General features: G+C 59.6%; 24 protein-coding genes and 1 pseudogene. 17 read left to right on the forward strand and 8 right to left on the reverse strand.

Translation table 11 applies throughout. From position 1 onward, the window contains the following. Window positions 1-26: 26 nt before the first annotated feature. Genes CPH17_RS08820 through der form a run of 3 tightly spaced genes read left to right on the forward strand, consistent with a single transcriptional unit; the run spans window position 27 to window position 3261 of the window. Entirely contained in the window at window positions 27-683 is a 657-nt protein-coding gene (locus CPH17_RS08820) for a YfgM family protein (RefSeq protein ID WP_096299125.1), read from the forward strand. Continuing rightward, window positions 680-1861: an outer membrane protein assembly factor BamB gene (gene bamB, locus CPH17_RS08825; RefSeq protein ID WP_096299127.1), complete on the forward strand. Its 1182-nt coding sequence runs from the start codon at window positions 680-682 to the stop codon at window positions 1859-1861. Before CPH17_RS08820 ends, bamB begins: the two co-directional genes overlap by 4 nt. Beyond that, entirely contained in the window at window positions 1858-3261 is a 1404-nt protein-coding gene (der, locus tag CPH17_RS08830; protein ID WP_074397396.1) for a ribosome biogenesis GTPase Der, read from the forward strand. The genes bamB and der overlap by 4 nt, the downstream gene beginning before the upstream one ends. Here der and CPH17_RS20250 read toward each other — a convergent pair. Next, window positions 3258-3374, reverse strand: a pseudogene (locus CPH17_RS20250) (AAA family ATPase); the annotation flags it as partial. The gene der and the pseudogene CPH17_RS20250 overlap by 4 nt on opposite strands. A 166-nt stretch (window positions 3375-3540) precedes the next feature. Between CPH17_RS20250 and CPH17_RS08840 the strand changes: the two are divergent. After that, window positions 3541-4344 carry a M48 family metallopeptidase gene (locus CPH17_RS08840; protein ID WP_074397397.1) on the forward strand — a complete coding sequence of 268 codons (804 nt, stop codon included), beginning with the start codon at window positions 3541-3543 and terminating at the stop codon, window positions 4342-4344. A 110-nt stretch (window positions 4345-4454) separates the two neighbouring features. Here the strand turns inward: CPH17_RS08840 and aroE are convergent, their stop codons facing one another. The 5 genes from aroE to CPH17_RS08865 are packed head-to-tail and all read right to left on the reverse strand — an operon-like array spanning window position 4455 to window position 9030. Then, window positions 4455-5276, reverse strand: a complete 822-nt coding sequence (gene aroE, locus CPH17_RS08845) for a shikimate dehydrogenase (protein ID WP_074397398.1) — start codon at window positions 5274-5276, stop codon at window positions 4455-4457. Next, on the reverse strand, window positions 5269-6213 hold the full coding sequence (gene hemF, locus CPH17_RS08850; RefSeq protein WP_096299130.1) for an oxygen-dependent coproporphyrinogen oxidase: 945 nt from the start codon (window positions 6211-6213) through the stop codon (window positions 5269-5271). Before hemF ends, aroE begins: the two co-directional genes overlap by 8 nt. A 19-nt stretch (window positions 6214-6232) precedes the next feature. After that, the gene (locus tag CPH17_RS08855; RefSeq protein WP_096299132.1) at window positions 6233-6790 is read right to left on the reverse strand and encodes an L-threonylcarbamoyladenylate synthase; all 558 of its coding nucleotides are present in this window, start codon (window positions 6788-6790) and stop codon (window positions 6233-6235) included. Between the two features lie 39 nt (window positions 6791-6829). Continuing rightward, the gene (dprA, locus tag CPH17_RS08860; protein WP_096299135.1) at window positions 6830-7939 is read right to left on the reverse strand and encodes a DNA-processing protein DprA; all 1110 of its coding nucleotides are present in this window, start codon (window positions 7937-7939) and stop codon (window positions 6830-6832) included. A gap of 38 nt (window positions 7940-7977) precedes the next feature. After that, the gene (locus tag CPH17_RS08865) at window positions 7978-9030 is read right to left on the reverse strand and encodes a LysM peptidoglycan-binding domain-containing protein (protein ID WP_096299137.1); all 1053 of its coding nucleotides are present in this window, start codon (window positions 9028-9030) and stop codon (window positions 7978-7980) included. A gap of 245 nt (window positions 9031-9275) precedes the next feature. Here CPH17_RS08865 and def point away from each other — a divergent pair, with 245 nt between their 5' ends. From def to CPH17_RS08900, 7 genes are all read left to right on the forward strand, one after another. Beyond that, window positions 9276-9788 (forward strand): peptide deformylase, encoded by a 513-nt coding sequence (def, locus tag CPH17_RS08870; protein WP_074398554.1) that lies wholly within the window; start codon window positions 9276-9278, stop codon window positions 9786-9788. Window positions 9789-9849: 61 nt separating this feature from the next. Beyond that, a complete protein-coding gene (gene fmt / locus CPH17_RS08875; protein ID WP_096299139.1) occupies window positions 9850-10833 on the forward strand; it encodes a methionyl-tRNA formyltransferase in 984 nt (327 codons plus the stop codon). Further along, complete coding sequence (gene rsmB / locus CPH17_RS08880) at window positions 10830-12164, forward strand: 16S rRNA (cytosine(967)-C(5))-methyltransferase RsmB (RefSeq protein WP_096299141.1); 1335 nt, start codon at window positions 10830-10832, stop codon at window positions 12162-12164. The genes fmt and rsmB overlap by 4 nt, the downstream gene beginning before the upstream one ends. Window positions 12165-12199: 35 nt before the next feature. Then, window positions 12200-12406, forward strand: a complete 207-nt coding sequence (locus tag CPH17_RS08885; RefSeq protein WP_074397405.1) for a dodecin — start codon at window positions 12200-12202, stop codon at window positions 12404-12406. Between the two features lie 125 nt (window positions 12407-12531). After that, window positions 12532-13905 (forward strand): Trk system potassium transporter TrkA, encoded by a 1374-nt coding sequence (gene trkA, locus CPH17_RS08890; RefSeq protein WP_074397406.1) that lies wholly within the window; start codon window positions 12532-12534, stop codon window positions 13903-13905. A gap of 49 nt (window positions 13906-13954) precedes the next feature. Continuing rightward, entirely contained in the window at window positions 13955-15403 is a 1449-nt protein-coding gene (locus CPH17_RS08895) for a TrkH family potassium uptake protein (RefSeq protein WP_074397407.1), read from the forward strand. A gap of 44 nt (window positions 15404-15447) precedes the next feature. Next, on the forward strand, window positions 15448-16698 hold the full coding sequence (locus CPH17_RS08900; RefSeq protein ID WP_096299143.1) for a TraB/GumN family protein: 1251 nt from the start codon (window positions 15448-15450) through the stop codon (window positions 16696-16698). A gap of 14 nt (window positions 16699-16712) precedes the next feature. On the opposite strand, the gene CPH17_RS08905 is transcribed toward CPH17_RS08900, so the two are convergent. Beyond that, complete coding sequence (locus tag CPH17_RS08905; RefSeq protein ID WP_096299145.1) at window positions 16713-17498, reverse strand: tRNA-uridine aminocarboxypropyltransferase; 786 nt, start codon at window positions 17496-17498, stop codon at window positions 16713-16715. Between the two features lie 159 nt (window positions 17499-17657). Here CPH17_RS08905 and bioB point away from each other — a divergent pair, with 159 nt between their 5' ends. The 6 genes from bioB to bioA are packed head-to-tail and all read left to right on the forward strand — an operon-like array spanning window position 17658 to window position 23387. Beyond that, complete coding sequence (bioB, locus tag CPH17_RS08910) at window positions 17658-18740, forward strand: biotin synthase BioB (RefSeq protein WP_096299147.1); 1083 nt, start codon at window positions 17658-17660, stop codon at window positions 18738-18740. Continuing rightward, a complete protein-coding gene (bioF, locus tag CPH17_RS08915) occupies window positions 18733-19899 on the forward strand; it encodes an 8-amino-7-oxononanoate synthase (RefSeq protein WP_096299149.1) in 1167 nt (388 codons plus the stop codon). The genes bioB and bioF overlap by 8 nt, the downstream gene beginning before the upstream one ends. After that, window positions 19872-20603, forward strand: a complete 732-nt coding sequence (locus CPH17_RS08920) for an alpha/beta fold hydrolase (protein ID WP_096299151.1) — start codon at window positions 19872-19874, stop codon at window positions 20601-20603. The genes bioF and CPH17_RS08920 overlap by 28 nt, the downstream gene beginning before the upstream one ends. Beyond that, window positions 20600-21403, forward strand: coding sequence for a malonyl-ACP O-methyltransferase BioC (gene bioC / locus CPH17_RS08925; RefSeq protein ID WP_096299153.1), 804 nt, complete (start codon window positions 20600-20602; stop codon window positions 21401-21403). Before CPH17_RS08920 ends, bioC begins: the two co-directional genes overlap by 4 nt. Next, window positions 21400-22107: a dethiobiotin synthase gene (bioD, locus tag CPH17_RS08930; protein WP_096299156.1), complete on the forward strand. Its 708-nt coding sequence runs from the start codon at window positions 21400-21402 to the stop codon at window positions 22105-22107. Before bioC ends, bioD begins: the two co-directional genes overlap by 4 nt. Then, window positions 22104-23387 carry an adenosylmethionine--8-amino-7-oxononanoate transaminase gene (gene bioA, locus CPH17_RS08935; protein ID WP_096299158.1) on the forward strand — a complete coding sequence of 428 codons (1284 nt, stop codon included), beginning with the start codon at window positions 22104-22106 and terminating at the stop codon, window positions 23385-23387. Before bioD ends, bioA begins: the two co-directional genes overlap by 4 nt. On the opposite strand, the gene CPH17_RS08940 is transcribed toward bioA, so the two are convergent. Continuing rightward, on the reverse strand, window positions 23373-24086 hold the full coding sequence (locus CPH17_RS08940) for an SIR2 family NAD-dependent protein deacylase (RefSeq protein WP_096299160.1): 714 nt from the start codon (window positions 24084-24086) through the stop codon (window positions 23373-23375). The genes bioA and CPH17_RS08940 overlap by 15 nt on opposite strands. Window positions 24087-24106 lie beyond the last annotated feature (20 nt).

Raw genomic sequence — 24106 nt, forward strand, 5'->3', positions numbered from 1 at the left:
GGTCATTGCTGAATAGGAGGCCGCCCGTGGCGGATAGAAGCGAAGACGAACAGCTGGATGTGATCAAGCGCTGGTGGAAAGAAAACGGCACGTCACTGATAGCTGGCGCTGCGCTAGCGGCAGCCGGCGTGTTTGGCTGGAACGCTTGGCAAGATTACCAAACCGGAAAATCCGAGGCGGCGTCGGTGCGCTACCAGGATCTGGTAAGTCTCGCAGCTGGAAACGAACTCGAAGGCGACCAGCTCAGCGAAGCCCGCGAGATGGTCGATGAGATTGTCAGCGAGCACGACGATACCCTATACGCCGAGTTGGCCTTATTGCTTGACGCACGCCTGGCCGTCCAGCAAGACGATTTGGACAGTGCTGCTGAATCGCTCACCCAGGTGGCGGAATCCTCCGAGCGGCGCTACGTGCAAAGCCTTGCATGGCTGCGTTTAGCGCGTATCGCCATCGCTAATGAACAGCCAGAAGACGCACTCGAATTACTCGACGAACCCATTACTGAGGCCCTGGCGGCACAGCAAGCCGACGTGCAGGGCGATGCCTATCTAGCAATGGGCCAGAACGATCAGGCGCGTGACGCCTGGCAACGCGCTCTGGAACTGGCACAGGAACAAGATCAGCCGCTTTATGGCGTGCAATTCAAGCTTGACGATCTCGGCGCTGAGGAGACAGCTCAATGAAACCCTTGTTTTCAACATCTATGTTTTCAACCCCCATGATGCGCGCCACCCTAGGCGCCGCGGCGCTCGCCCTATTGGCTGGCTGTGCAAGCAAAAACGAACCCGCCTACACGCCCAAAGAACTTAAAAGCTTCGAGGAGAGCGCGTCCCTTGAGAGCCTTTGGCAAGAGGACGTAGGCGACGGCCTTGGCCGTGCGCGTTACCCCATCACCCCGGCACGCGAAGGCGATAACCTGTTCGCCGCCGATGCTAATGGCGTGGTCATGTCATTTGCCGCCGATGATGGCGAGGAGCGCTGGGAAGTCGACCTGGATACCCCCATTTCCAGCGCTTTAACCGCCATTGCCGGGCAGGTGTATCTCGGCACCCGCGACGGTGAAATGATTGCGCTGGATCAGAGCGACGGTAGCGTTAACTGGCGCTCACGGGTGTCCAGCGAAGTGTTGGCAGCTCCCCAAGCCAACCCGGAGTTGCTGGTCGTGCAAAGCATCGACGGTCAGGTGACCGCGCTTGATCGCAATAGTGGTGAAGAACGCTGGGTATATACCAGCTCTCAGCCGTCACTCACTCTGCGCGGCACCGGCACACCGATGGTCATCGAACCGGTAAGTTTTGTCGGTCAAGCTAATGGCCGTCTGGCCACTATTGATAACCGCAACGGCCAGCCGCTTTGGGATATGCAAATTGCTACACCTCAGGGTCAAAGCGAAGTCGAACGCCTGGTTGATATTGCCGGGCAACCCGTACTCAGCCCGGAAGGACGCCTGTTTGTAACGAGTTATAACGGGCAGCTGGTAGCACTGGAGGCGACGCGCGGTAATGTCCTTTGGGAACGCGAACTCTCCAGCCGCCACACCCCCTTGCTGGTAGGTAATTTACTATTTGTAGTCACCGATGAAAGCCATGTGGTCGCCATTGACACTAGTAACGGCCAGGAAGTATGGCGTAACGATGAGTTGGAAGACCGCTGGCTGACAGCCCCATCATTTGCCGATGGCCGCTTGGTGTTTGGCGACTTTGAAGGCTATGTGCACCTGATCGATGCCCGTGAAGGCGAGCTTGTGGGTCGCTCTGAAGTCGACGGCTCGGGGATTAGCGTCCCAGCGATCACCGACGGCAATGTGATTCATGTACTGGCTAATGACGGGCACTTAGAAACGCTGGAAATCTCTCCATGACACCCGTGATTGCATTAGTTGGCCGCCCCAATGTGGGTAAGTCGACGCTGTTTAACCGTCTTACCCGTTCACGGGATGCCCTGGTGGCCGACTTTCCTGGCCTGACCCGTGATCGCAAGTACGGCAACGGCATGCTGGGTAATAAAGCCTATACCGTGATCGACACCGGCGGCATCAGCGGCGACGAAGAAGGCATTGATGCGGCGATGGCGGAGCAGTCGCTGGCCGCCATCGACGAAGCCGATATCGTGCTATTTCTTGTCGATGCGCGGGCAGGGTTAAACGTGGCTGACCAAGCCATTGCCAACCACCTACGGGTCAACCAGAAGAAAACCTGGCTGGTGGTGAATAAGACCGATGGGTTGGAAGAACACTCCGCCATGGGCGATTTCTGGTCAATTGGCCTGGGCGACCCCTGGCCGATTGCAGCGGCTCACGGGCGTAATGTATCGACCTTAATGGATACCGTGCTTGAGCCCTTCCCCGAGCGCGATGCCGATATACCCGCCGACACTGGCACCAAGGGCATTCGTATTGGCGTTATCGGTCGCCCGAACGTAGGTAAATCGACGCTGGTCAACCGCCTACTGGGCGAAGAGCGCGTTGTGGTGTTTGACGAAGCCGGCACCACGCGGGACGCGATCGAAATCCCCTTCGAACGCCGCGGCAAACCTTACGTTCTGATCGATACGGCCGGGGTACGGCGGCGTAAAAACGTGAGCGAAATTGCCGAGAAATTCTCGATTATCAAGACCCTCGATGCCATTAAAGAATGCCATGTGGCGGTGATGGTACTCGATGCCCGTAGCGGGCTGGTCGAGCAAGACCTGCACCTACTGGATTACGTCCTCACCTCAGGCCGCGCACTGGTGCTGGCCGTCAATAAGTGGGATGGCCTGGAAAGCGAAGCAAAAGATAAGATGCGCAACGAGATCAAGCGACGTCTAGGCTTTGCTGACTACGCTGAGATGCACTTTATCTCAGCGCTACACGGTACGGCGGTAGGCGATCTTTATCCTTCGATTGAGCGCGCTTTTAATGCTGCCAACGCCCACTGGTCGACCAACCGCCTGACCACCCTGCTTCAGGACGCCGTCAGCCAGCATCCGCCACCGATGATTCACGGGCGGCGCATCAAGTTGCGTATGGCCCACCAAGGCGGCAGCAACCCGCCGATTATTGTCGTGCATGGCAATCAGACCGATTCACTGCCCGACGCCTACCGCCGCTATTTGACCAATACTTTCCGCAAGGTGCTGAAAGTGCGCGGCACCCCCATGCGCTTTGAGTTTCGCTCCGGCGACAACCCCTTTGATCATATGGCAGGCGCCAGCGACAAGGAAAAAGCCAAAAAGCGCGAACTCAACCGTACCAAAGAGGCGCGCAAAAGCCGCCGCTAAGCGTTAGCGTATAAGCCTTTTCGGCCTACTACCCAGTGGGCCGCAAACTGCCCGGCTGTTCGGCCGCTGCGACCACCGCGCAGGGTCGCAAAGCGCAGCACTTCAGCACGGGCGCGGGCGGCAACCAATAGTCCAGACGGTCAATTAAACGGGTTAAGCGCTGGCTCAGTTCGGCACCCATAAAGGCGCGCCTGGTAAATTATGCTTGTGAGGATTGATTTACCCCGTACAAGGGTTATCTTGGGGCCAGGAATTCACTTATTAAAAGGAAAGATGCTCATGCGCTGGTTTCGCCCTCTTGCTATTACCGCTCTATGTGCTTCTGTCGCGGCCTGCTCGACCTCACCTACCGGCCGCTCGCAACTGCTGCTGTTATCCGACGACGAGCTCAATAATATGGGCAGCAAAGCTTTCAACCAATATCAACAGGACTTGCCTAACGCCGATCAGGCGAGTCAGCGCTACGCTCAATGTATCTCTGACGCCATTGTTGCGGAACTCCCCGAAGAGCAGCAACAGCTAGACTGGCAAATCCGCGTCTTCGAATCTGAAGAGCCCAACGCCTTTGCACTCCCCGGCGGCTATATGGGTTTACATACCGGCATGTTGGATATCGCTACCAGCCAAGACCAGGTGGCGTCGGTTGTCGCCCATGAAATCGGCCACGTGCTGGCCAAGCATTCCAATGAGCGGGCATCCACTGAAAGCGCCACTCAGTTGGGTCTCTCGGTCCTTTCCAGCGCGTCTGGCCTTGAAGGAGCGGGCGGTGATCAGTTGATGGGTGTGCTCGGCATGGGGGCGCAATATGGCATTATGCTGCCCTTCTCGCGCCGCCATGAAAGCGAAGCGGATTCCATTGGCCTGGATCTGATGGCCCAGGCCGGGTTTGACCCGCGTGAAAGCATTACCCTGTGGCAGAACATGCAGCAGGCCTCTGGCGGCGGCGAGCCACCCGCATGGATGTCGACTCACCCAAGCAAAGGCCAGCGCATTGAAGGACTGGAAGCCGGCATGAGCGACGCCATAGCCACCTTTGAACAAGCGCGCAATAACGGCCGCACGCCTGACTGTCCACGCCCTTAACTGAACCGTTAATGTCGGTATGGCATCGCCACTGTCGTTAGCCAATGGTGGTGCCATCTCTGATAGCTTACGCTATCTGCTCTTACCCGCCCGTTTTAACCCGCGTTCACTCAGCCATAGTTCAACGACTGGCGCAGTCGCGCGCGTACCGGAGCCGTATCAGGGCGCTGATTGCGCCATAGGTAAAACGATTCCGCTGCCTGCTCTACCAGCATGCCCAAGCCATCCAGCAGCTTCGCCCCGCGGGGCCCTGCCCATTGCAGGAACACCGTTGGCTCGGCGCCGTACATCATGTCGTAAGCCCAGGCGTTGGGGGCAAACAGCGTATCAGGCAGCGGGGGTAAATCGCCGGCGAGGCTCGCGCTAGTACCATTGATCACTACGTCAAACGTACCTTCCAGCGTGTCAAAGCCACCGCCTTGAATGGGTCCTAAATCGGCAAAGTCATGGGCCAGTTGCTCAGCTTTGGCCATCGTGCGATTGACCACGACGAGCGCCTCGGGCTGTTCAGCCAACAATGGTTCAATAATCCCACGTACGGCACCCCCTGCACCCACCACCAGCACGCGCTTTTGAGCCAGTGACACGCGATGATAGGCAAAGTCGCGTACCAACCCGACCCCGTCGGTGGTGTCGCCGTAGGTCAAGCCATTACCCCCGACGATCAGCGTATTGACGGCGCCCGCCCGCCGGGCGCGATGGCTTAGCGTATCGCATAGCGCAAACGCATCCGCTTTAAACGGCACCGTCACGTTGGCGCCTCGCCCGCCTTCCGCACAAAACTGTTGCCAAACGGCAGCCAATTCGTCCAATGGAGCTTCGATAGCCGAGTAATCAATATCCTGCCCAGTCTGCCGGGCAAAGTCGGCATGAATCATAGGTGATTTGGAGTGGCCAACGGGGTGGCCAATCACGCAGTAACGGTCAGTCATGCTGCTCCTCGCCTCGCTTCTGAGCGGCTTCGTTAAGCCAGTCACGCGGCACTAAATAGTCATTCAGCCGCGCTTCAGGGCTGCCCGCCTCGGGTGTAAAGGCATATTCCCAACGGGCCAGCGGCGGCATCGACATCAAAATAGACTCGGTACGCCCGCCGCTTTGCAGGCCAAACAGCGTGCCCCGGTCCCATACCAAGTTGAACTCCACATAACGGCCGCGACGGTAAAGCTGGAATTGACGCTGCTGATCGTTCCAGGCATCGCCTTTTCGGCGCTCGACAATCGGCAAATAGGCATCCAAGAAGCTGTCACCAACGGCACGTTGAAAAGCAAAGCAGTCGTCAAAGCCGCCGTTGTTAAGATCGTCAAAGAATAAGCCGCCCACGCCGCGAGTCTCCTCACGGTGCTTGAGGTAGAAATACTCATCGCACCAGGCTTTGTAGCGTGAATAAACATCATCGCCAAACGGCGCGCAGGCCGCGCGGGCGACCTTGTGCCAGTGGACGACGTCGTCAAATACCGGGTAGTACGGCGTCAAATCATAACCCCCGCCGAACCACCAGACCGGCTGCTCACCGGCTTTTTCAGCAATAAAAAACCGTACGTTGCCGTGGCTGGTGGGTACATGAGGGTTTTCAGGATGTAACACCCAGGACACCCCTACCGCGTGAAAGCTACGCCCGGCAAGCTCGGGCCGGGCGGCCGTGGCCGAGGGTGGCAACTGATTGCCAAACACGTGAGAGAAATTAACGCCGCCTTTTTCAAACACGCCGCCATTCTCAATCACTCGCGAGCGACCACCGCCACCCTCTTCCCGCACCCACTCGTCTTGCTTGAAGCTTGCCTGTCCGTCGGCGCTTGCCAATCCCTCGCACAGGCGCTGCTGCAGATCCAGCAGGTAGTTTTTGACGGTATCCAGATGTTCGTGCGCCACGTCGTCTCCTGATGATCGATTAACTGCGTATCACGCTGCCACTGACTAGATCACGGATCTTGCTGGGCCGCGCGTTACCGCCTAGCTCGCCCTCGATGATCGCCGCCAGTTGGTCGCCAAAGACGGCTCTTACTTCATCAGCACTGGCGGCTGGGGGATCGCCGGCCACGTTGGCTGACGTCGACACCAGCGGGCCACCAAACGCTTCACAGAGCGCCTGCATCAGCGGGTGGTCGGTGACCCGCAGGGCCACTTTACTATGGGCACCGCGTACCATACCGTGGCTGCGGCCGTTATCGGGCACCAGCCAGGTATTTGGCCCCGGCCAGCTTGCCACCAGCGGGGCATGCAGCGCTAAGGGTAATTGCGCCAGCCACGGCTGAAATTGACTGATCGATGCTGCTACTAAAATGACCCCTTTGGCAGGATCGCGGGCTTTTAAACGCATTAGCTGAGCCAACGCTTCGTCGTTGTCGGGATCGCAGCTTAATCCCCACACTGCTTCCGTTGGACAGGCAATCACGCCGCCGTTGCGCAAAGCGCGAACCGCAACATCCAGTTCAGCCGCCGTTGTCATGGATTCTCCACCCGTAATGGTAAAGGAAACATCATCTTATCATGGGCGTGGCAAACGCACCCAGCCTCCTGCCCGTGACGCTACCCAACCGTCGATTTCCAGCATCAGCAGGCGCTGCTGACACTCGCTCACCGAACTGCCGCTTTGCTGAACCAGTGCGTCGATGGGCGTGGGCGAGGCACCCAACAAGCCGAGCAGGGCATCGGGTAGCGGTTCGTCTGCTGGCATAGACGATGCAGCGGAAAGATCAGCCATAGGTGGCGGTAGAAACTCGCTCGCCCAATGCTGCAGCTCATTGACGATGTCCTCGGGCTCGCAGGCCATCGCAGCACCCTGGCGCAGCAGCTGCAAACAACCGCGTGCCTGCTGATTATGCAACGAGCTAGGCAGGGCAAACACATCGCGGCCCTGCTCCATAGCCAGACGAGCACTTACCAGTGAGCCGCTTTTCTCGGCCGCCTCGACCACCAGCGTGCCCAGCGACAATCCCGTCACGATGCGGTTGCGACGCGGAAAAAACGCCGGATGGGCAACAGTGCCCGGCGGGTGTTCGGCCAGCACCAGGCCACCCGGCGAATCGCTAAGCTGCTGGTAAAGCGCACGATGGCGGGCAGGGTAAATCACATCAATCCCACACCCCAATACCGCCACGCTGCTGCCACCTGCATCCAACGCGGCCTGCTGGGCCACGCCATCAACGCCTAGTGCCATCCCGCTGACAATACACCAGCCCCGGCGCGCCAATTCCCGGGCAAAGGTTTTGGCATTATGCGCGCCTTCAGCGGTGGGCCGACGCGTACCCACCATGGCCAGCGTCGGACGCTCAAGCGCGCTGAGATCGCCCTGCGCCCACAGCACCGCTGGCGGATCAGCTATTTGATTCAATAGCGGCGACCACGCCGGGTGGTCGCGGTGCAAAATAGTCCGCCCCGGTGCGTTTGATTGCCAAGCCAGGCTTGCCTCAACCGCACGCTGCAAAGGACTCTTTGACGGATGCTCATACCATAATCGAAGCGCGCTGGCCGCTTTGCTAGGCAAGGCTGCCAGCCAGCCTTCCGGCCATTGCGGCTGTCGCGCCACCAGCTCAGCAATGCGGTGAGGCCCCACGCCGGGTAATGCATTGACCACCAACCACTCCCTGGTATCCATCACATCTCCTTGCTCAATGTCTTAGCGCCCTTAACTATTTAACGTGGCGGCGTCCGCACCTGATCACCAACCTCTAGTACCGTTGAGGCTTCCATCACCAACGCATAGCTCACGCGATCATAAGGCTTGAAGACCATCAAGGTACCAGCGACCTCACTAGGCAGTGTCAGCGGCGCCTGGCTGCGCGGATCACTGACCACCTCACCTTGCTGGGCAATCTGGAAAACATGCCCGGCCTGTACGCCATCCAGCGTGCCTAGATCGATGGTCACCACCTGGAGACGGCCGATAAAGCGCACGCCGCCCGGCACGCCAATCAGCGCCCCGGATAGCTCATTACGCGGGGCTCTCGGCACCATTTCGTCACTTAGCCGCGGCGTTTCCAGCGGTAAGACAAGGTCATTATTGCGGACTTCCTGATGGGCGCTTAGCACTTCTAGCTGGGCGATATCCTCTTCGGCGCGCACGTAGCGTGCCTCACCGATCTTGATCAGCTCGGTACCCAGCGCAGTGCCATCATCAGCCACATAGGCCTCGGCGGGCCGATAAATTCCCAGGTTAGTTTGTGTTGGCACCTGCCCTCTCACATATAGCGAATCCCCCGCTCCGCTGATCAAGCGCCCCTGGTTACCGGCCACGACATAGGCCAACGCGCCGTCGGCGGGGTCGCCATTAACGATACGGTGGTCGCGCAAAAACGGCTGGATAACACTTGCGTCGATCGGTGAAATGGCTTCACGGCGAGGCACAGTCCGCATCTGGGGCGACAGTTTCACCACCTGCTGCTCCCGGGAAAGCGACAGACACGGGGCACCCTGGCAATCGCTCAGGGTGATTACATCGCCGGGATAAATGAGATGAGGATTGTCGATATCAGGATTGGTTTGCCATAGCTCAGGCCAGTGCCAAGGTGCATGCAAGAACCGGCCGGCAAGGTCCCAAAGAGTGTCACCTGTCACCACGGTGTAACGCTCAGGGGCCGAATCGCGGACGCGCTCCCAGGCGCTGGCGTCAAGCGTGATCAATAGACACATTACGCCAATGAGCCAACCGCCCACCACGGCTCGATGCCTGTGTTGTCTAGCCCCCATCCAAACCCTCCCTACCCGACTTGGCGTCACACACTGAGGCGCCGGGCAGGCATGCCCGGAACATTGACAGCATGATATAGTGGTCGATCATAAAGTATATTGATTGCAATGTGCGGCTCACGGAGCCGTTGGATACAAAGTACGTCGATCATAGAGTACTCGATCATAAAGTTCTTGGGCACGCGGCGCTGTTAGCGGTGCTCCCAAGCGATTATTCAGCTCAGCATAACGGTGGTAGCAACGCCATGGCCAAACTCGCCATTCTCGAATTTCCTGACGAGCGCCTGCGCACCAAGGCCCAAGCAGTTCAGACCGTCGACGATGAGGTGCGCAAGCTCGTCGATGACATGCTTGAAACCATGTACGACGCAAAGGGGATCGGCCTAGCCGCGACCCAGGTAGATGTCCACCGCCGCGTGGTCGTTATGGATGTCAGCGACGACCAGTCGCAACCGCTGGTGATGATCAACCCCCAGTACACCCCGCTGGGCGACACCCAAGAGCCACTTTCCGAAGGCTGCCTGTCGATCCCGGAATACTACGCTGAAGTGCCGCGTTATCTTAACGTGGAGCTGAAAGCGCTGGACCGCAACGGCGAGCCTTACACGCTGGAAGCGGACGGCTTGCTGGCACACTGCATTCAGCACGAGTATGACCACCTAGAGGGCGTGCTGTTTGTCGATTATCTTTCGCCGCTCAAGCGTGACCGGATTCGTAAAAAAATGGAAAAGCGCCATAAGCAAATGCAGGATGCCTAACCGCGCCCGCTTTGCCCAAGTTTATCGTCACGTTCACTTTTGCCGCTAGGTCGCTCTGTCCATGTCATCATTGCGTGTTGTGTTCGCAGGTACGCCGGAATTTGCTGCCTCAAGCCTGGCCGCCCTGCTGGAAAGCCAGCACCAGGTGGTTGCCGTTTATACCCAGCCCGATCGCCCCTCGGGGCGCGGGCGCAAGCTCACCCCAAGCCCGGTTAAGCGCTTAGCGCTTGAACATGCGCTACCGGTTTACCAGCCTGAAAGCTTGAAAGCGGCCGATGCCCAGGCAACCTTGGCATCGTTGAACGCCGACGTAATGGTAGTGGTGGCTTATGGGTTGTTACTGCCCCAGGCCGTTCTCGATATACCCCGCCTGGGCTGCCTTAACGTCCACGCCTCGCTGCTGCCACGCTGGCGCGGCGCCGCACCTATCCAACGCGCCATTGAAGCCGGTGACAGCGTTTCCGGCGTGACCATTATGCAAATGGACGCCGGCCTGGATACCGGCGATATGCTGCATGAGGTTCGCACGCCGATCACCCCCCAGACCACCGGCGGCGACCTGCACGACCGGCTGGCGCTTCAAGGCGCCACCGCGCTGGTGAGTGTGCTGGACGAACTGGAGACGGGGCGCATCAAGGCGACACCCCAACCCGAAGAAGGCGTCACCTACGCCGCCAAACTCACCAAGGCCGAAGCCGAGTTGGATTTTAGCCAACCCGCCGAACAGCTGGTACGCACCATCCACGCTTTTAACCCCTGGCCTGTCGCCTGGTGCGCTTTGGGCGACGACCGCCTGCGCCTGCTTAAGGCAAGTGTCGAGCTCGGCGAGCAGCAGCCGACGCCGCCCGGCACGCTACTGGCCCATGGCGAGGACCACCTGCGTATCGCCTGCGGCCAGGACGGCCATGAAGTCCTTTGCGTTAGCCGCGCCCAGCTCCCCGGCGGCAAGGCGATGCCGGTACGCGAACTACTCAACGCTCGCCAAACACGCCTCACCCACGGCACCCGCCTGGGCCCCAGCACGCAAGAAGGAGCACCGTCATGAATCAGCCTCGCGCACCGAAAGAAGGCAGCGGACAAGAAGTGCGCGCCGCCGCCGCAAGAGGACTGGTGCCAGTGCTGACCGACCGGGGGTCGCTGGCCGGGCTGGATGAGCACAGCGTGATTGCCCGTGATCGCAGCCTGCTAAAAGAGCTGTGCTACGGTACCTGCCGCCGCCTGCCGCGCCTGGAAGCACTGGCTAACCAACTGCTTAAGCAACCGCTCAAAAAACGCGACAGCGACATCCAGGCCCTGCTACTGGTGGGTATTTATCAATTACTCTATATGCGCATCCCCGCCCATGCAGCGGTAGGTGAAACCGCAGGGGCGGCGCGCTTACTCGGCAAAGATTGGGCCACCCGGGTACTGAACGGCTGCCTGCGCCGTTTGCAGCGTGAATCCGCCGACCTGCAGGCGGTCGTTGACCGCGACGCCAACGTCGCGCTCGAACATCCCGCCTGGCTGTTGAAGGCGCTTCGTCAGGCATGGCCCGAGCAGTGGCAGGCAATTGCCGAAGCCAACAATCAGCCGGGGCCCATGACGCTGCGAGTCAACCAGCGCCACCAAGACCGCGAAACCTACCTGTCGCTGCTTAATGAAAATGGCTTGAGCGGGCACCTGTGTGTTCACGCACCCGACGGCATTACGCTTGAGCAGCCCTGCGATGTCAGCACGCTACCCGGCTTTGAGCGAGGCCACGTTAGCGTTCAGGATGAAGCCGCCCAGTTAAGCGCAGCACTGCTGGGGCCCGCGCTTGCTCCGCGCCCGGGCGCCCGCGTGCTGGACGCCTGCTGCGCCCCCGGCGGGAAAACCGCTCACCTGCTGGAACAGTTTGATATTGCACTCACCGCCATTGATAGCGATAACTTACGCTTGGCGCGGGTCGAGGATGCGTTACATCGGCTAGGCCTGTTAGCCGATTTGCAACACGCCGACGCCACGCAGCGCGACTGGTGGAGCGGCACGCCATTTGATGCGATTTTGCTGGACGCCCCCTGTTCCGGCACGGGCGTCATTCGCCGCCATCCAGATATTAAAAAGCTGCGCCGCCCCGACGATATCCGCAAGTTAACGACATTGCAGCGCCAATTGCTGGATAACCTTTGGCAATTGCTGCGCCCGGGGGGCACGCTGTTGTACGCCACCTGCTCGGTGCTGCCTGAAGAAAACAGCGATCAGGTCGAGGCCTTTCTGGCCCGCACGCCCGATGCCCGGGTCACTACGCCAGGCGACGTGGCCTGGGGCACGCCCAGCGGACCAGGTCGCCAACTGTTTCCCGAAGCAAGCAGTCACGATGGCTTTTTTTATGCCAGACTAGAGAAGCTGACTGTCTGAGGGGTCAGTGAATTCATGACATGGAAGGAGGCACCATGAGCCATCACACCTATAAGCACATAGAGCTCACCGGCTCTTCTGAAAAAGGGATTGAAGACGCCGTGCAGAGCGCGCTCGCCAAAGCGTCTGAAACCATCCAGCATATGCGCTGGCTGGAAGTGACCGACACCCGTGGCCATATTGAAGACGGTCGGGTCGCGCACTGGCAGGTCACGGTGAAGGTCGGCTTTACTCTGGAATAATCCCCACCTGCTTTTCGGCGGCGGCTGGTTTACACTGGCCGCCGTCTTTATTGCAGCGCACGATAGCCCGCCTCGTTTAGTCAACGGGGAGTCGCTTGCGCACTTAATGGAACCGATGCTCAGCAATGAAAATTATCATTCTCGGCGCCGGCCAGGTCGGCGGCACCCTCGCGGAGCACCTCGCCCGTGAAGAAAACGATATCACCGTTGTCGATACCGACGCCAAAAAGCTGCGTGAGCTGCACACCAAGCTCGACATCCGCACGGTGACTGGCGCGGGCTCTTACCCCATTGTGTTGCGCCAGGCAGGTTGCGAAGACGCCGATATGCTGATTGCCGTGACCAGCAGCGATGAAATCAACATGATCGCTTGCCAGGTCGCGCATACCTTGTTTCGCACTCCAACCAAAATCGCCCGGGTACGCGCGACAGCCTACTTGACCCGCAAAGGGCTGTTCGCCCACGAAGCGATCCCCATCGACGTCCTGATCAGCCCCGAGCAGGTAGTCACTGATCATGTGCGCCGCTTGATTGAGCACCCCGGCGCGCTGCAGGTGCTGGAGTTTGCCGGCGGGCTCGTCCAGTTGGTGGCGGTGAAAGCGTTTTACGGCGGCCCGCTGGTCGGCCAGGACCTGGCCTTTCTGCGCCGCCACATGCCCAACGTGGACACACGGGTGGCGGCGATCTACCGCCGCAACCGGCCGATTATCCCGCGCGGCGATACCGTCATCGAAGCCGACGACGAGGTGTTTTTCCTCGCTGCCCGGCGCGATATCCGCGCGGTGATGAGCGAGCTACGCCGGGTCGAGCGGGATTTTCGCCGGGTGGTGATTGCCGGGGGCGGCAACATCGGTGAGCGCTTGGCTGAGCATCTAGAGCACAGCCACCAGGTCAAGATAATCGAGCATAATCTGGAGCGCTGCACTACGCTCTCTGAGCGGCTTGACCGCACCGTTGTGCTCCACGGCAGTGCCACCAGCAAGCGGCTGCTTGAAGAAGAGAATATCGAGGATTGCGATATTTTCTGCGCGCTGACCAACGACGACGAGGTCAACATCATGTCGTCGCTACTGGCCAAACGGTTAGGCGCGAAGAAGGTGCTGACGCTGATCAACAACGCCGCCTACGTGGACCTGGTCCAAGGCGGCGAGATCGACATCGCCATTTCGCCCCAGCAGGCGACCATCGGCAGCCTGCTGACCCACGTGCGCCGGGGCGATATTGTCAACGTCCACTCGCTGCGCCGGGGCGCGGCGGAGGCCATTGAAGCCATCGCCCACGGCGACAAGCAGTCGTCCAAGGTGGTCGGCCGCCCCATCCGCGAGATCGACCTGCCCGACGGCACCACCATCGGGGCGATTGTGCGCGGCAAAGACGTCATGATCGCCCACGACCACATCGTGGTGGAAAGCGGTGACCACGTCATCCTGTTCGTCATCGACAAGCGCCGCATTCGCGACGTAGAGCGCTTGTTCCAGGTAGGGCTAACGTTCTTCTAATGCTTATATTCAGCGCGCGTCTTACTTACCAGCGGAGCATACGACTGCCATGAGCCTGAGGGTTATTTTGCGCATCCTGGGGCTGCTGCTGATGCTATTCAGCCTTACCATGCTGCCGCCCATGCTGATCTCGGCATGGTTTCGCGACGGCGTATGGGAGGCCTTTATGATCGCCATGGCGATCACCGTAGCGACGGGTCTGGCCTTCTACTTACCCAACCGTCGCGCTCAAAAAGAGCTGCGCGTACGCGACGGGTTTATTATCGCGGCGATGTTCTGGACGGTGCTGGCGCTGTTTGGTTCGCTGCCGCTGATGCTATTTGGCGACGAAGCGCTCAGCATGACCGATGCGGTGTTTGAGTCCTTCTCGGGGCTGACGACCACCGGCGCAACGGTGATGACAGGCATCGATTTTCTGCCCGAGTCTATCCTTTACTATCGCCAGCAGCTCCAATGGTTAGGCGGCATGGGGATCGTGGTATTGGCCGTGGCCATTTTGCCGACGCTCGGTGTGGGCGGAATGGCACTGTACCGCACCGAAATACCGGGGCCGCTTAAAGACTCCAAGCTAACCCCACGCATTACCGAAACTGCCAAGGCCCTGTGGTATATCTATGCCACGCTCACCGTGGCATGCATGATTGCCTACATGCTGGCTGGAATGGATTGGTTCGATGCATTGAGTCACAGCTTTTCAACCATCGCTAATGGCGGTTTTTCCACCTACGATGCCAGCATCGGCTATTTCGATAGCGCCACTATTGAGCTGATTTGTGTTGGCTTTATGCTGATTTCCGCGTTTAGTTTTAGCCTGCACTTTATTGCCTGGCGTGAAAAACGCCTTACCCACTACATCAACGACCCAGAAGCCCGCTTCTTGATGCTGTTTTTACTCGGGCTAATTGTTATTACGGTGCTATCGCTGTGGCTTACCGAGACATACGACACGTTGCGTGGGCTTCGTCATGGTATTTTTCAGGTGGTATCGGTAGCTACCACCGCCGGGTTTAGCGTCGCGGATTTTTCCTCCTGGCCAGGTGCGCTGCCTTTTTTGCTGTTTGTAGCGGCCTTTGTGGGAGGGTGTTCGGGGTCAACCGGTGGCGGCATGAAAGTCATCCGCATTATTTTGATCATGAAACAAGGTATGCGTGAGGTCATGCGCTTGATTCACCCTAACGCGGTCATCGCAGTTAAGGTGGGTAAAGTCAGCGTGCCCGACAGTATCGCCCAGGCGGTTTGGGGCTTCTTCTCGGTGTATGTGCTGCTGTTTTTTTTAATGTTGGTGGGCGTTATGGCCACCGGGGTTGATCAGGTAACCGCCTGGTCGACGGTGGGTTCTGCCTTAAATAACCTGGGCCCCGCACTCGGCGAAGCCAGCAGCCACTACGGCGATATGCCCAGCGTAGCCAAATGGATTTTAGTGTTTGCCATGTTGTTAGGTCGTTTGGAAATTTTCACCGTGCTGGTACTGTTTACGCCTGCCTTCTGGCGGCGCTAACCCCGCCAACGCTGCTTATTTATTTTTTGAATTGAGACGTCGTCATGACCCAGGAAGATGTTACACCGACAGTGCCCAATAGCGACGCACTACCTACCACAAGCGGCCCGATACAGGTGATTACGGTAGGCGATACGTGCTACACGCTGCTCGGCACAGCGCACGTCTCGGTAGAAAGCGCCGACGACGTGCGCCAACTGATCGACAGCGGCCGCTTCGACGCCGTTGCCATTGAACTGTGTGATGCCCGTCACCACAGCATGGCCAACCCGGATGCCATGGGCGAACAGGATCTCTTTCAAGTATTTAAACAAGGCAAGGCTGGCATGGTCGCCGCCAGTCTCGCGCTGGGAGCCTTTCAGCAACGTATCGCCGAGCAGTCGGGCATTCAGCCAGGGGCTGAAATGCGCGCGGCAGTGGAAGCCTGCCAATCAAAGCAGTTACCACTGCTGCTCGTTGACCGCGATGTAGGCATTACCCTTAAGCGCATTTACCGCAATGTGCCTTGGTGGCAACGCTTTTCCCTATTCACCGGCTTGATCGGCAGCGTGCTGTCGAGGGAAAACGTCTCGAAAGAAGATATCGAGAAACTCAAGGAAGGCGACATCCTGGAGGCCACGTTCAGTGAGTTCGCCGCCCAATCAGAAGCGCTGTATACCCCTCTGATTCGCGAACGCGACCGCTACATGGCGCTACGCCTTGCTGAAGATGCCCCCCCGGGGCGCTACCGCAATGTGTTGGTGGTATTAGGGGCTGGGCACCTGAAAGGCACCGGTGAACACCTGGAAGCCCCGCTACCCACCCAGCCGCGAGATGAAATTGCCACGCTGGAAGCCACACCTCCGCCCTCCAAGCTATGGAAGCTGGCTCCCTGGCTGATCACCGCCCTGGTTTTGGTCGGTTTCGTGGTCGGCTTTTCGCGCAATACCGACCTTGGATGGCAGTTGGTAATCGAATGGTTCCTGATCAATGGCATTCTCGCCGGTGGTGCCACCATTGCCGCATTGGCTCACCCGGTGACCGTTATCACCACATTTTTTGCCGCACCACTTACCTCGCTTAACCCCACCATTGGTGCCGGATTTGTGGCCGCTGGGGTGGAGCTTTATATGCGCAAACCCAAAGTGCGTGACTTTGCCACCCTGCGCCACGATGTGGTGAAGCTGAAGGGCTGGTGGAAAAATCGCGTATCGCGCACGCTACTGGTGTTTATCCTCGCCACCCTTGGTTCGGCAGTGGGCACTTGGGTGGCGGGCTTCCGAATCGCGGGCACCTTGTTTGGCAGCGGTGCGTGACATGCGTGCAACGCTTACTCTTTCGTACTGGACTCAGCGTCTCTTTTCGCCGATAAGCGCTGCATCGCTGGCGTCGGCGTTTCGATCTTGTGGTAAGAACGACTGGCAGCGTAGCTGTCGTTAAACACGTCGAAATAATCATCCAACACAGCGGCAGCCGTCACATCGCCCCCCTGCCGCAGCAATTCGACAGCCACTTCTGCGGTGCATAAATGCGCGCTTGAGGCAGGCTTGCGCAGCCGATAGCGAGTCTCCCGCTCGGTGCGCAGTGGCAGCACCGGCAGTGCGTCAAGGTAAGGGCTTTTGCGGAAGATGCGCCGCGCCTGACGCCAGGTGCCATCCAGCAGTATATAGACCGGAATCTTGCCGCTGTGCTTGGCGTCGATCACTGCCTCCAATGTAACCACACGATCAGCATAGTCGGGCTGGTCATCCGGAAAGACCACAAAAGGGGCATAGCGCGAATCTTCGAGCAGCGCCATCAAGTGCTTATCGGGCGCAGTGCGGTACCAGGTAAACACTTCGGTTTGGGCCAGCACGTCGCCAACCAAACGACCGGTATTGGTCGGTTTATAGTGCTCAAGCGGGTGGGTTAACAACCACACCTGGGCATGGCTTTCGGCTTTGACCTGATAGGGGCACAGGCAGTTAAGCTCGGGTAGGTTGCAGCCCGCACAGCGCGTAACAAAACTGCCCCGCGCTTTGAACTCACGACTGGGCGGACGCGGGTGGCGCGTCATCGGGTCGCTCTCGGCGCTTGCTCTATCGGCAAGTGTATTGTGCGTATCAGAAGCAGGCATCCACGCTCCGGCAATTAGCAAAGGACGCAGAGTATAAAGCAGGCTCCCCGCCCAAGACGAACCCTCCGCCACTGTCAACCTTAAAACCTTTTCAAGTTGACACTAAAACCCCATCGCCGATAAAGTCTCGTCAACTTTCAAAAGCAAAAAGGTTTACCCGTGACCGCCACCGTTGCTAATACCCAGACTGATGCTCCGCGCCACGACTGGACGCTTGACGAAATTAACGCGCTGTTTGCATTACCGTTCAACGATTTGCTCTTTCAGGCTCAGCAGGTTCACCGGGCACATTTTGATGCCAACGCGGTTCAGGTTTCCACCTTGCTATCGATCAAAACCGGCGCCTGCCCGGAAGATTGCAAATATTGCCCGCAGTCAGGCCACTACAATACCCAGTTGGAAAAAGAGAAGCTGCTGGAAATCGAAAAAGTCGTCGAGCAAGCCAAAGCGGCTAAACAAGCAGGCGCCAGCCGTTTCTGTATGGGCGCGGCGTGGCGCAGCCCACGGGATAAGGACCTGGTGTTGGTCGAAGAGATGGTTCGCCAGGTAAAAGCGCTAGGCCTTGAAACCTGCATGACGCTGGGCATGGTCGACGACGATCAAGCCAAGCGTCTGGCGACGGCGGGACTCGACTACTACAACCATAATCTAGATACCTCACCCGACTACTACGGCGAAATCATCACCACTCGCACGTTTAGCGACCGGCTGAACACGCTAGCAACGGTGCGCGAGGCGGGTATGAAAGTCTGTTCCGGCGGTATTCTCGGCATGGGCGAAGATGCAAATGACCGCAGCGCGTTGCTACAGCAGCTGGCCAAGCTGTCGCCACACCCGGAATCCGTGCCGATCAATATGCTGGTCAAGGTCCCGGGCACGCCGCTGGAAGACGTCGAGGACCTGGACCCCATCGAGTTTATCCGCGCCATCGCCGTGGCGCGCATCATGATGCCGCAAAGCCACGTACGGCTCTCCGCGGGTCGTGAGCAGATGAGCGAATCGACTCAGGCGCTAGCATTTTTGGCCGGAGCCAACTCGATTTTCTACGGTGACAAGCTGCTGACCACTGGCAATCCCCAAGCCGATATCGACCGCGCGCTCTTTGAAAAACTCGGCCTTCACCCGGAACGTCGCGAGACCTGCGAAGATGACGCGACCCACGCCCAGCGCCTGGCCCAACAGGCCGAACAACGTGTCCGCGCAGAGCGCGTGGCTGAGCTTGCGGTCGACGCCAGTGTCTGAAGCCTGGCATCAGCGGCTGGCCTGCGCCCGCGAGGCGCGCGAACAGCAGCAGCGATGGCGCGTGCGACGCGTAAAATGCCCGGATCAACTGGACTTTGCGGGCAACGATTACCTGGGCCTTGCCTTACACCCGCGTGTGCAAGCGGCCCAGGCCGAAGGCGCGCGCCGTTTCGGCGCGGGAGCCGGCGCATCGCACTTGGTCAGTGGCCACCTGGAAATTCATGAGGCTCTGGAAGACGCCCTGGCACGCTGGACAGGGCGTCAGCGCGCCCTGCTATTTTCCACCGGTTATATGGCCAATCTGGGGGTGCTGCAAGCCTTGGCTGATCAGCATACGGCTATTTTCCACGATCGCCTCAACCATGCCTCGCTGATCGATGGCGCCCAGTTAAGCGGCGCCCGCTCACGGCGCTTTCACCATTGCGATAGCGATGACCTTGCACGCCTGCTAACGCGCAGCCAAAGCGCCCATAAGTTAGTGGTCAGCGACGGGGTGTTCAGCATGGATGGCGATGTGGCGAATATTGCCACGCTGGCCAAGGTGAGCAAGCAGCACCGCGCCTGGCTGATGATCGACGATGCCCATGGCGTGGGCGTGCTGGGCGAGAACGGCAGCGGTTGCGTGGGCAACACATGGGGCAGCGCCGATGTGCCTATTTTGGTTGGCACCCTGGGGAAAGCGCTCGGCACGGCGGGCGCGTTTGTCGCCGGCGATGCCGCGTTGATCGAGCATATCACCCAGTTTGCCCGCAGCTATGTGTATACCACCGCCCAGCCGCCCAGCATTGCCGCCGCGACGCTGGAGGCGCTGACGATTGTGCAAAACGAACCGCAACACCGCCAGCAGCTTCAGCATAATATCGACACTTTCCGCCAGCAGGCTCAACGGCTTGGTCTACCGCTTGGCGACTCCAGCACGCCTATACAACCGTTACGCCTAGGCAGCGAGGCCCGCACGCTCGCTTGGGCAGCAACGCTTGCCAAGCATGGTTTACAGGTCGGCGCGATTCGACCGCCTACGGTGGCCAACGGCGAGGCACGCCTGCGCATTACGCTGAGTGCCCGCCATACCCGTAGCGACATCGACCGGCTACTGGAAGGATTAGAAGCTTGCCAGCGCGAGGAGGCCGCATGCGACGTGCACCCTCACAAAGGTTAGTTTTGCTGTCTGGCTGGGGGGTGGACCGGCGTATCTGGCAGCCGCTTTCTTGCCACTGGCCCGCGCATATTGAAGCCCACGCCGTTAACTGGCCGGGCTACGGTGATGCGCCAGCACTACCCAACGACGCCACCCTGGGGCAGTTGGCAGGCGCCATGGCTGCGCAACTACCTGAAGATGCCGTATGGGTTGGCTGGTCGCTGGGCGGGCTGTTGGCAACGGCGCTGCTCGATCATCTACCCGCACCGCGCGGCCTAATACTGCTCGGCGCGAGCGATACTTTCTGTGCCAGCGACGGCGTCACTGAGATCGAGCTAAAGGCATTTCAACGCGCCTTTCAGCGGGAGCCCATCGCAACGTGGCAGCATTTTTTACGCTGGCAAGCTCAGGGTGAACCAAACCCACGTCACGCCAATCGACAAGTGCGCGAGCTACTCGGCAATAGACCCAGCGTGGACCACAACACGCTCGCCCAAGGCCTCGACTGGCTTGCCACTATCGACAACGCCCAGCGACTAAAAGAGGCTCCTTGCCCCGTAATTCGCTTGGTAGGCGAGCATGACCCGTTAATCAGTTCCACCGCCCGCGCCCAAGCGACGCTGCTTGCCCGCACTGGCCATTGCCCAATGCTCTCGCAGCCTGCCCAGCTCACTACTGTGTTGGCAGAACAGGCGTCGCTGCTAGCCGTTAAGGAGCCCGGATGACCACCACCGCGCTACCCTCTCCGCCTACCGCTACCAACTCGCCTAGCTGGCACACGAAGGTCGCTCGCGCCTTCTCACGTGCGGCTCCCCATTACGATGCCTTGGCCAGCGCTCAACGCCAGATGGGCGAAACGCTTTGGGCAACCTTGCCTGACACCGCTGGGCTGAGCATGCTGGATATCGGCTGCGGCACCGGTTACTGGACTCAGCAGCTCGCCGCGCGCTATCCCAACGCCCGCGTTACCGGGTTGGATATCGCCCCCGGCATGCTCGCCCACGCCCAGTCGCGCTACGGCAAACTTATTCGTTGGCAGTTGGGCAACGCCGAAGCCCTTCCCTTTGCTGCGGCCACCTTCGGCCTGGTGTTTTCCAATCTGGCGATTCAGTGGTGTCGCGATGTTGACGCGGTAATGGACGAACTTCAGCGGGTACTTGTGCCAGGTGGTCAGGCCTATCTCGCTACACTGCTACCAGGCACGCTAGCCGAAGTGGCCACCGCCTGGCAACGCCCGGAAGCGCTACTGGAAACACCCAGCCAGGATCAACTGGCACGCGCCGTGGATACCAGCGGTCTAACGCTGGTTCATCAGCGTGCCGAGCGGCGCACGTTTTACTACCCCGACCTAAGCGCCGTGATGGCCTCCATCAAGGGGGTCGGCGCGCAGGTCGCCAGACCCAACGCCCGACTGACCCGAGGCGAACTGACAGCTGCCCGCGCGCGATTTGAAACCCTGCGTGAACCGCAAGGCCTGCCCGTCAGCTACCAGTGTTTAACCCTGCACTTGGAAAAGTCGTCATGAGCGCCTTTTTCGTTACCGGCACCGATACCGATGCGGGCAAAACGCTCGTTACCAGCACGCTGCTGTATGCCGCCAGCGCGCAAGGGCTTACTACATTAGGCCTCAAGCCGATTGCCTCGGGTAGCAGCGTCACGCCCAACGGGCTGCGCAATACCGATGCTTTGGTGCTACAGGCGCAAAGCGTGCCGCCCGTTAGCTACGCGACCATCAACCCGTGGGCTTTTGAACCCGCTATCGCGCCGCATCTGGCCGCCAGCGAGGCAGGCCAGCTACTTAACGTCAGCACCGTTGTCGCCACGCTCAACGACACCCTTGCCCAAACCCCACGGGATTTAACGCTCATTGAGGGCGCGGGGGGCTGGCGCGTGCCGCTCAACGACCACGAGGATTTCTGCGACATTCCCCGCGCCATGCTCATGCCGGTGATTCTGGTGGTCGGTCTGAAACTGGGCTGTCTTAACCATGCCAGACTCACCGCCGAGGCCATTGCCGCCGACGGCATGACGTTTGCGGGCTGGGTGGGCAGCGTGGTGGACCCGGCCTTTGCCGCCGACAACGCACGCTTTGAGGCCAATATCACCCACCTAAACGCCAAACTCGCGGCCCCCTGTCTGGGCATTATTCCGCATCTCGCGACGCCCCATGCCGATACGGCCCACCGTTACCTTTCCTTGGCACCGTTACTCTCGTTGGAGCGCCTATGAACTCTCCCGTTTGGCACCCCTATGCCGATCTGAAACACCAAACACCGGCGCCCAAGGTGGTCGGCGGTGAAGGCGCACACTTTGTGCTTGAAAGCGGCGAACGCCTGCTGGATGCCACCTGCTCCTGGTGGTGCATGATCCACGGCTATGGCCATCCGCGCTTAGTCGCAGCCATTCGTGAACAGGCCGGCGAGCTTTGCCACGTGATGCTCGGCGGCCTCACCCACGAGCCTGCCGACCGCTTGGCCCGTGAGCTGGTGCGCATTACCCCCGCCGGGCTTAACCACGTGTTCTATTCCGACAGCGGCTCGGTGGGCATGGAAGTGGCAATGAAAATGGCCCTGCAATATCAGGTGCTCATCGGCCACCCTGGCAAGCGAAAGATGCTCTCGCTAATGAAGGCTTACCACGGTGACACCACCGGCTGCATGGCGGTGTGCGACCCGGAAGAAGGCATGCACGGTCTGTTTACCGGCCTGCTGCCCCAGCACCACTTTGCCCCGGCACCCACGGCCCCCTATGACGCTACGCCAGAACAGATCGAACACGACCTTGGCGCCCTGCGCAGCGTCCTTGAACATCATCATGGGGAGATCGCCGCGCTGTTGATGGAGCCGCTATTACAGGCCGCAGGCGGGCTGAACATGACCTCGCCGGACTATATCAGGGGGGCCAGAGCGCTGTGCGATGAGTTTGGCGTGCTGCTGATTTTCGACGAAGTAGCCACCGGCTTTGGCCGCACCGGCAAGCTGTTTGCCGCCGACCACGCGGGCGTCACGCCGGATATCATGGTGCTCTCCAAGGGATTGACCGGCGGTTATCTGGGCCATGCGGCGACGCTTGCCACGGATCGCGTTCACGATGCCTTTATCGGCGACAGCGCGCACCACGCTTTTATGCACGGCCCGACGTTCATGGGCAATCCGCTGGCCTGCCGGGTCGCGCTGGAAAGCCTGCGCGTGTTCGAGGAAGAGGGTTATCTGGATAAGATCGCCACGCTCAACCAATTACTGCGCCGCGAGCTGTTGGAAGACCGAGCGCTCAACTCCCATCCCGACGTGGACGACGTTCGAGTACTCGGCGCCACCGCCGTGATTGAAGCCCACTCCGCCGAGGCACTAAAAGGAGTGGCCAACTTCGCCCGCGAGCGTGGAGTTTGGCTGCGCCCCATCGGTCGCTGGCTGTATACCATGCCCGCCTACATAACGTCTGAAACAGAGATGGCGCAGATTACCGACGTCATGAAGGCATGGTTTTTCGAACATTCAAGGCAACATTAAATTGCCCTGCTTGCGCCACTGGTTGACGAGCGCGGGCACGCCTTCGCCGGCGGTGGTGTTAATCGCCAGCACACCCGGCGGTGTTAAGGCATCCGCATCGGGGTCGACCAGCGCGCAGGGCGTGTCGAGTTCGATATAGGAAAGCAACGAGGCGGCGGGCATAACGGCCAACGAGGTGCCTACCACCAGAAAAAAATCCGCTTGGCTGGCTATCTCGCAGGCGTCTTCAAACAACGGCACCGATTCGCCAAACCAAACGACGTCCGGGCGCAACTGGCTGCCCTTGTCGCACACATCGCCCAGAGCAATGCCGCCTTTGGTCAGCGGGTAACGCAGCCGTGGGTCCACCGAGGACCGCGCTTTCAAGATTTCGCCGTGCAGGTGCAAGACGTTGCGTGACCCTGCACGCTCGTGCAGGTCATCAATGTTTTGGGTCACCACGCTGACCTTGAAGCCATCTTGCTCCAGGGCCGCCAGCGCTTTATGCGCAGCGTTGGGCTTGGCGCGGCGGATCTGCTCCCGGCGCTGATTATAAAAACCCAGCACCCGCTCAGGGTCGTGCCGCCAGCCTTCCGGCGTCGCGACTTCCTCGACCGGGTACTCCTCCCAGAGGCCATCGCTTGCGCGGAACGTTTTGATTCCGCTTTCGACGCTAATGCCCGAACCGGTAAAGACGACTAGGTGTGGGGCTGCTGTCATGGTGTCCTCGCCGTGATTGC

Source organism: Halomonas sp. hl-4 (assembly GCF_900215475.1).
Lineage (GTDB): Bacteria > Pseudomonadota > Gammaproteobacteria > Pseudomonadales > Halomonadaceae > Vreelandella.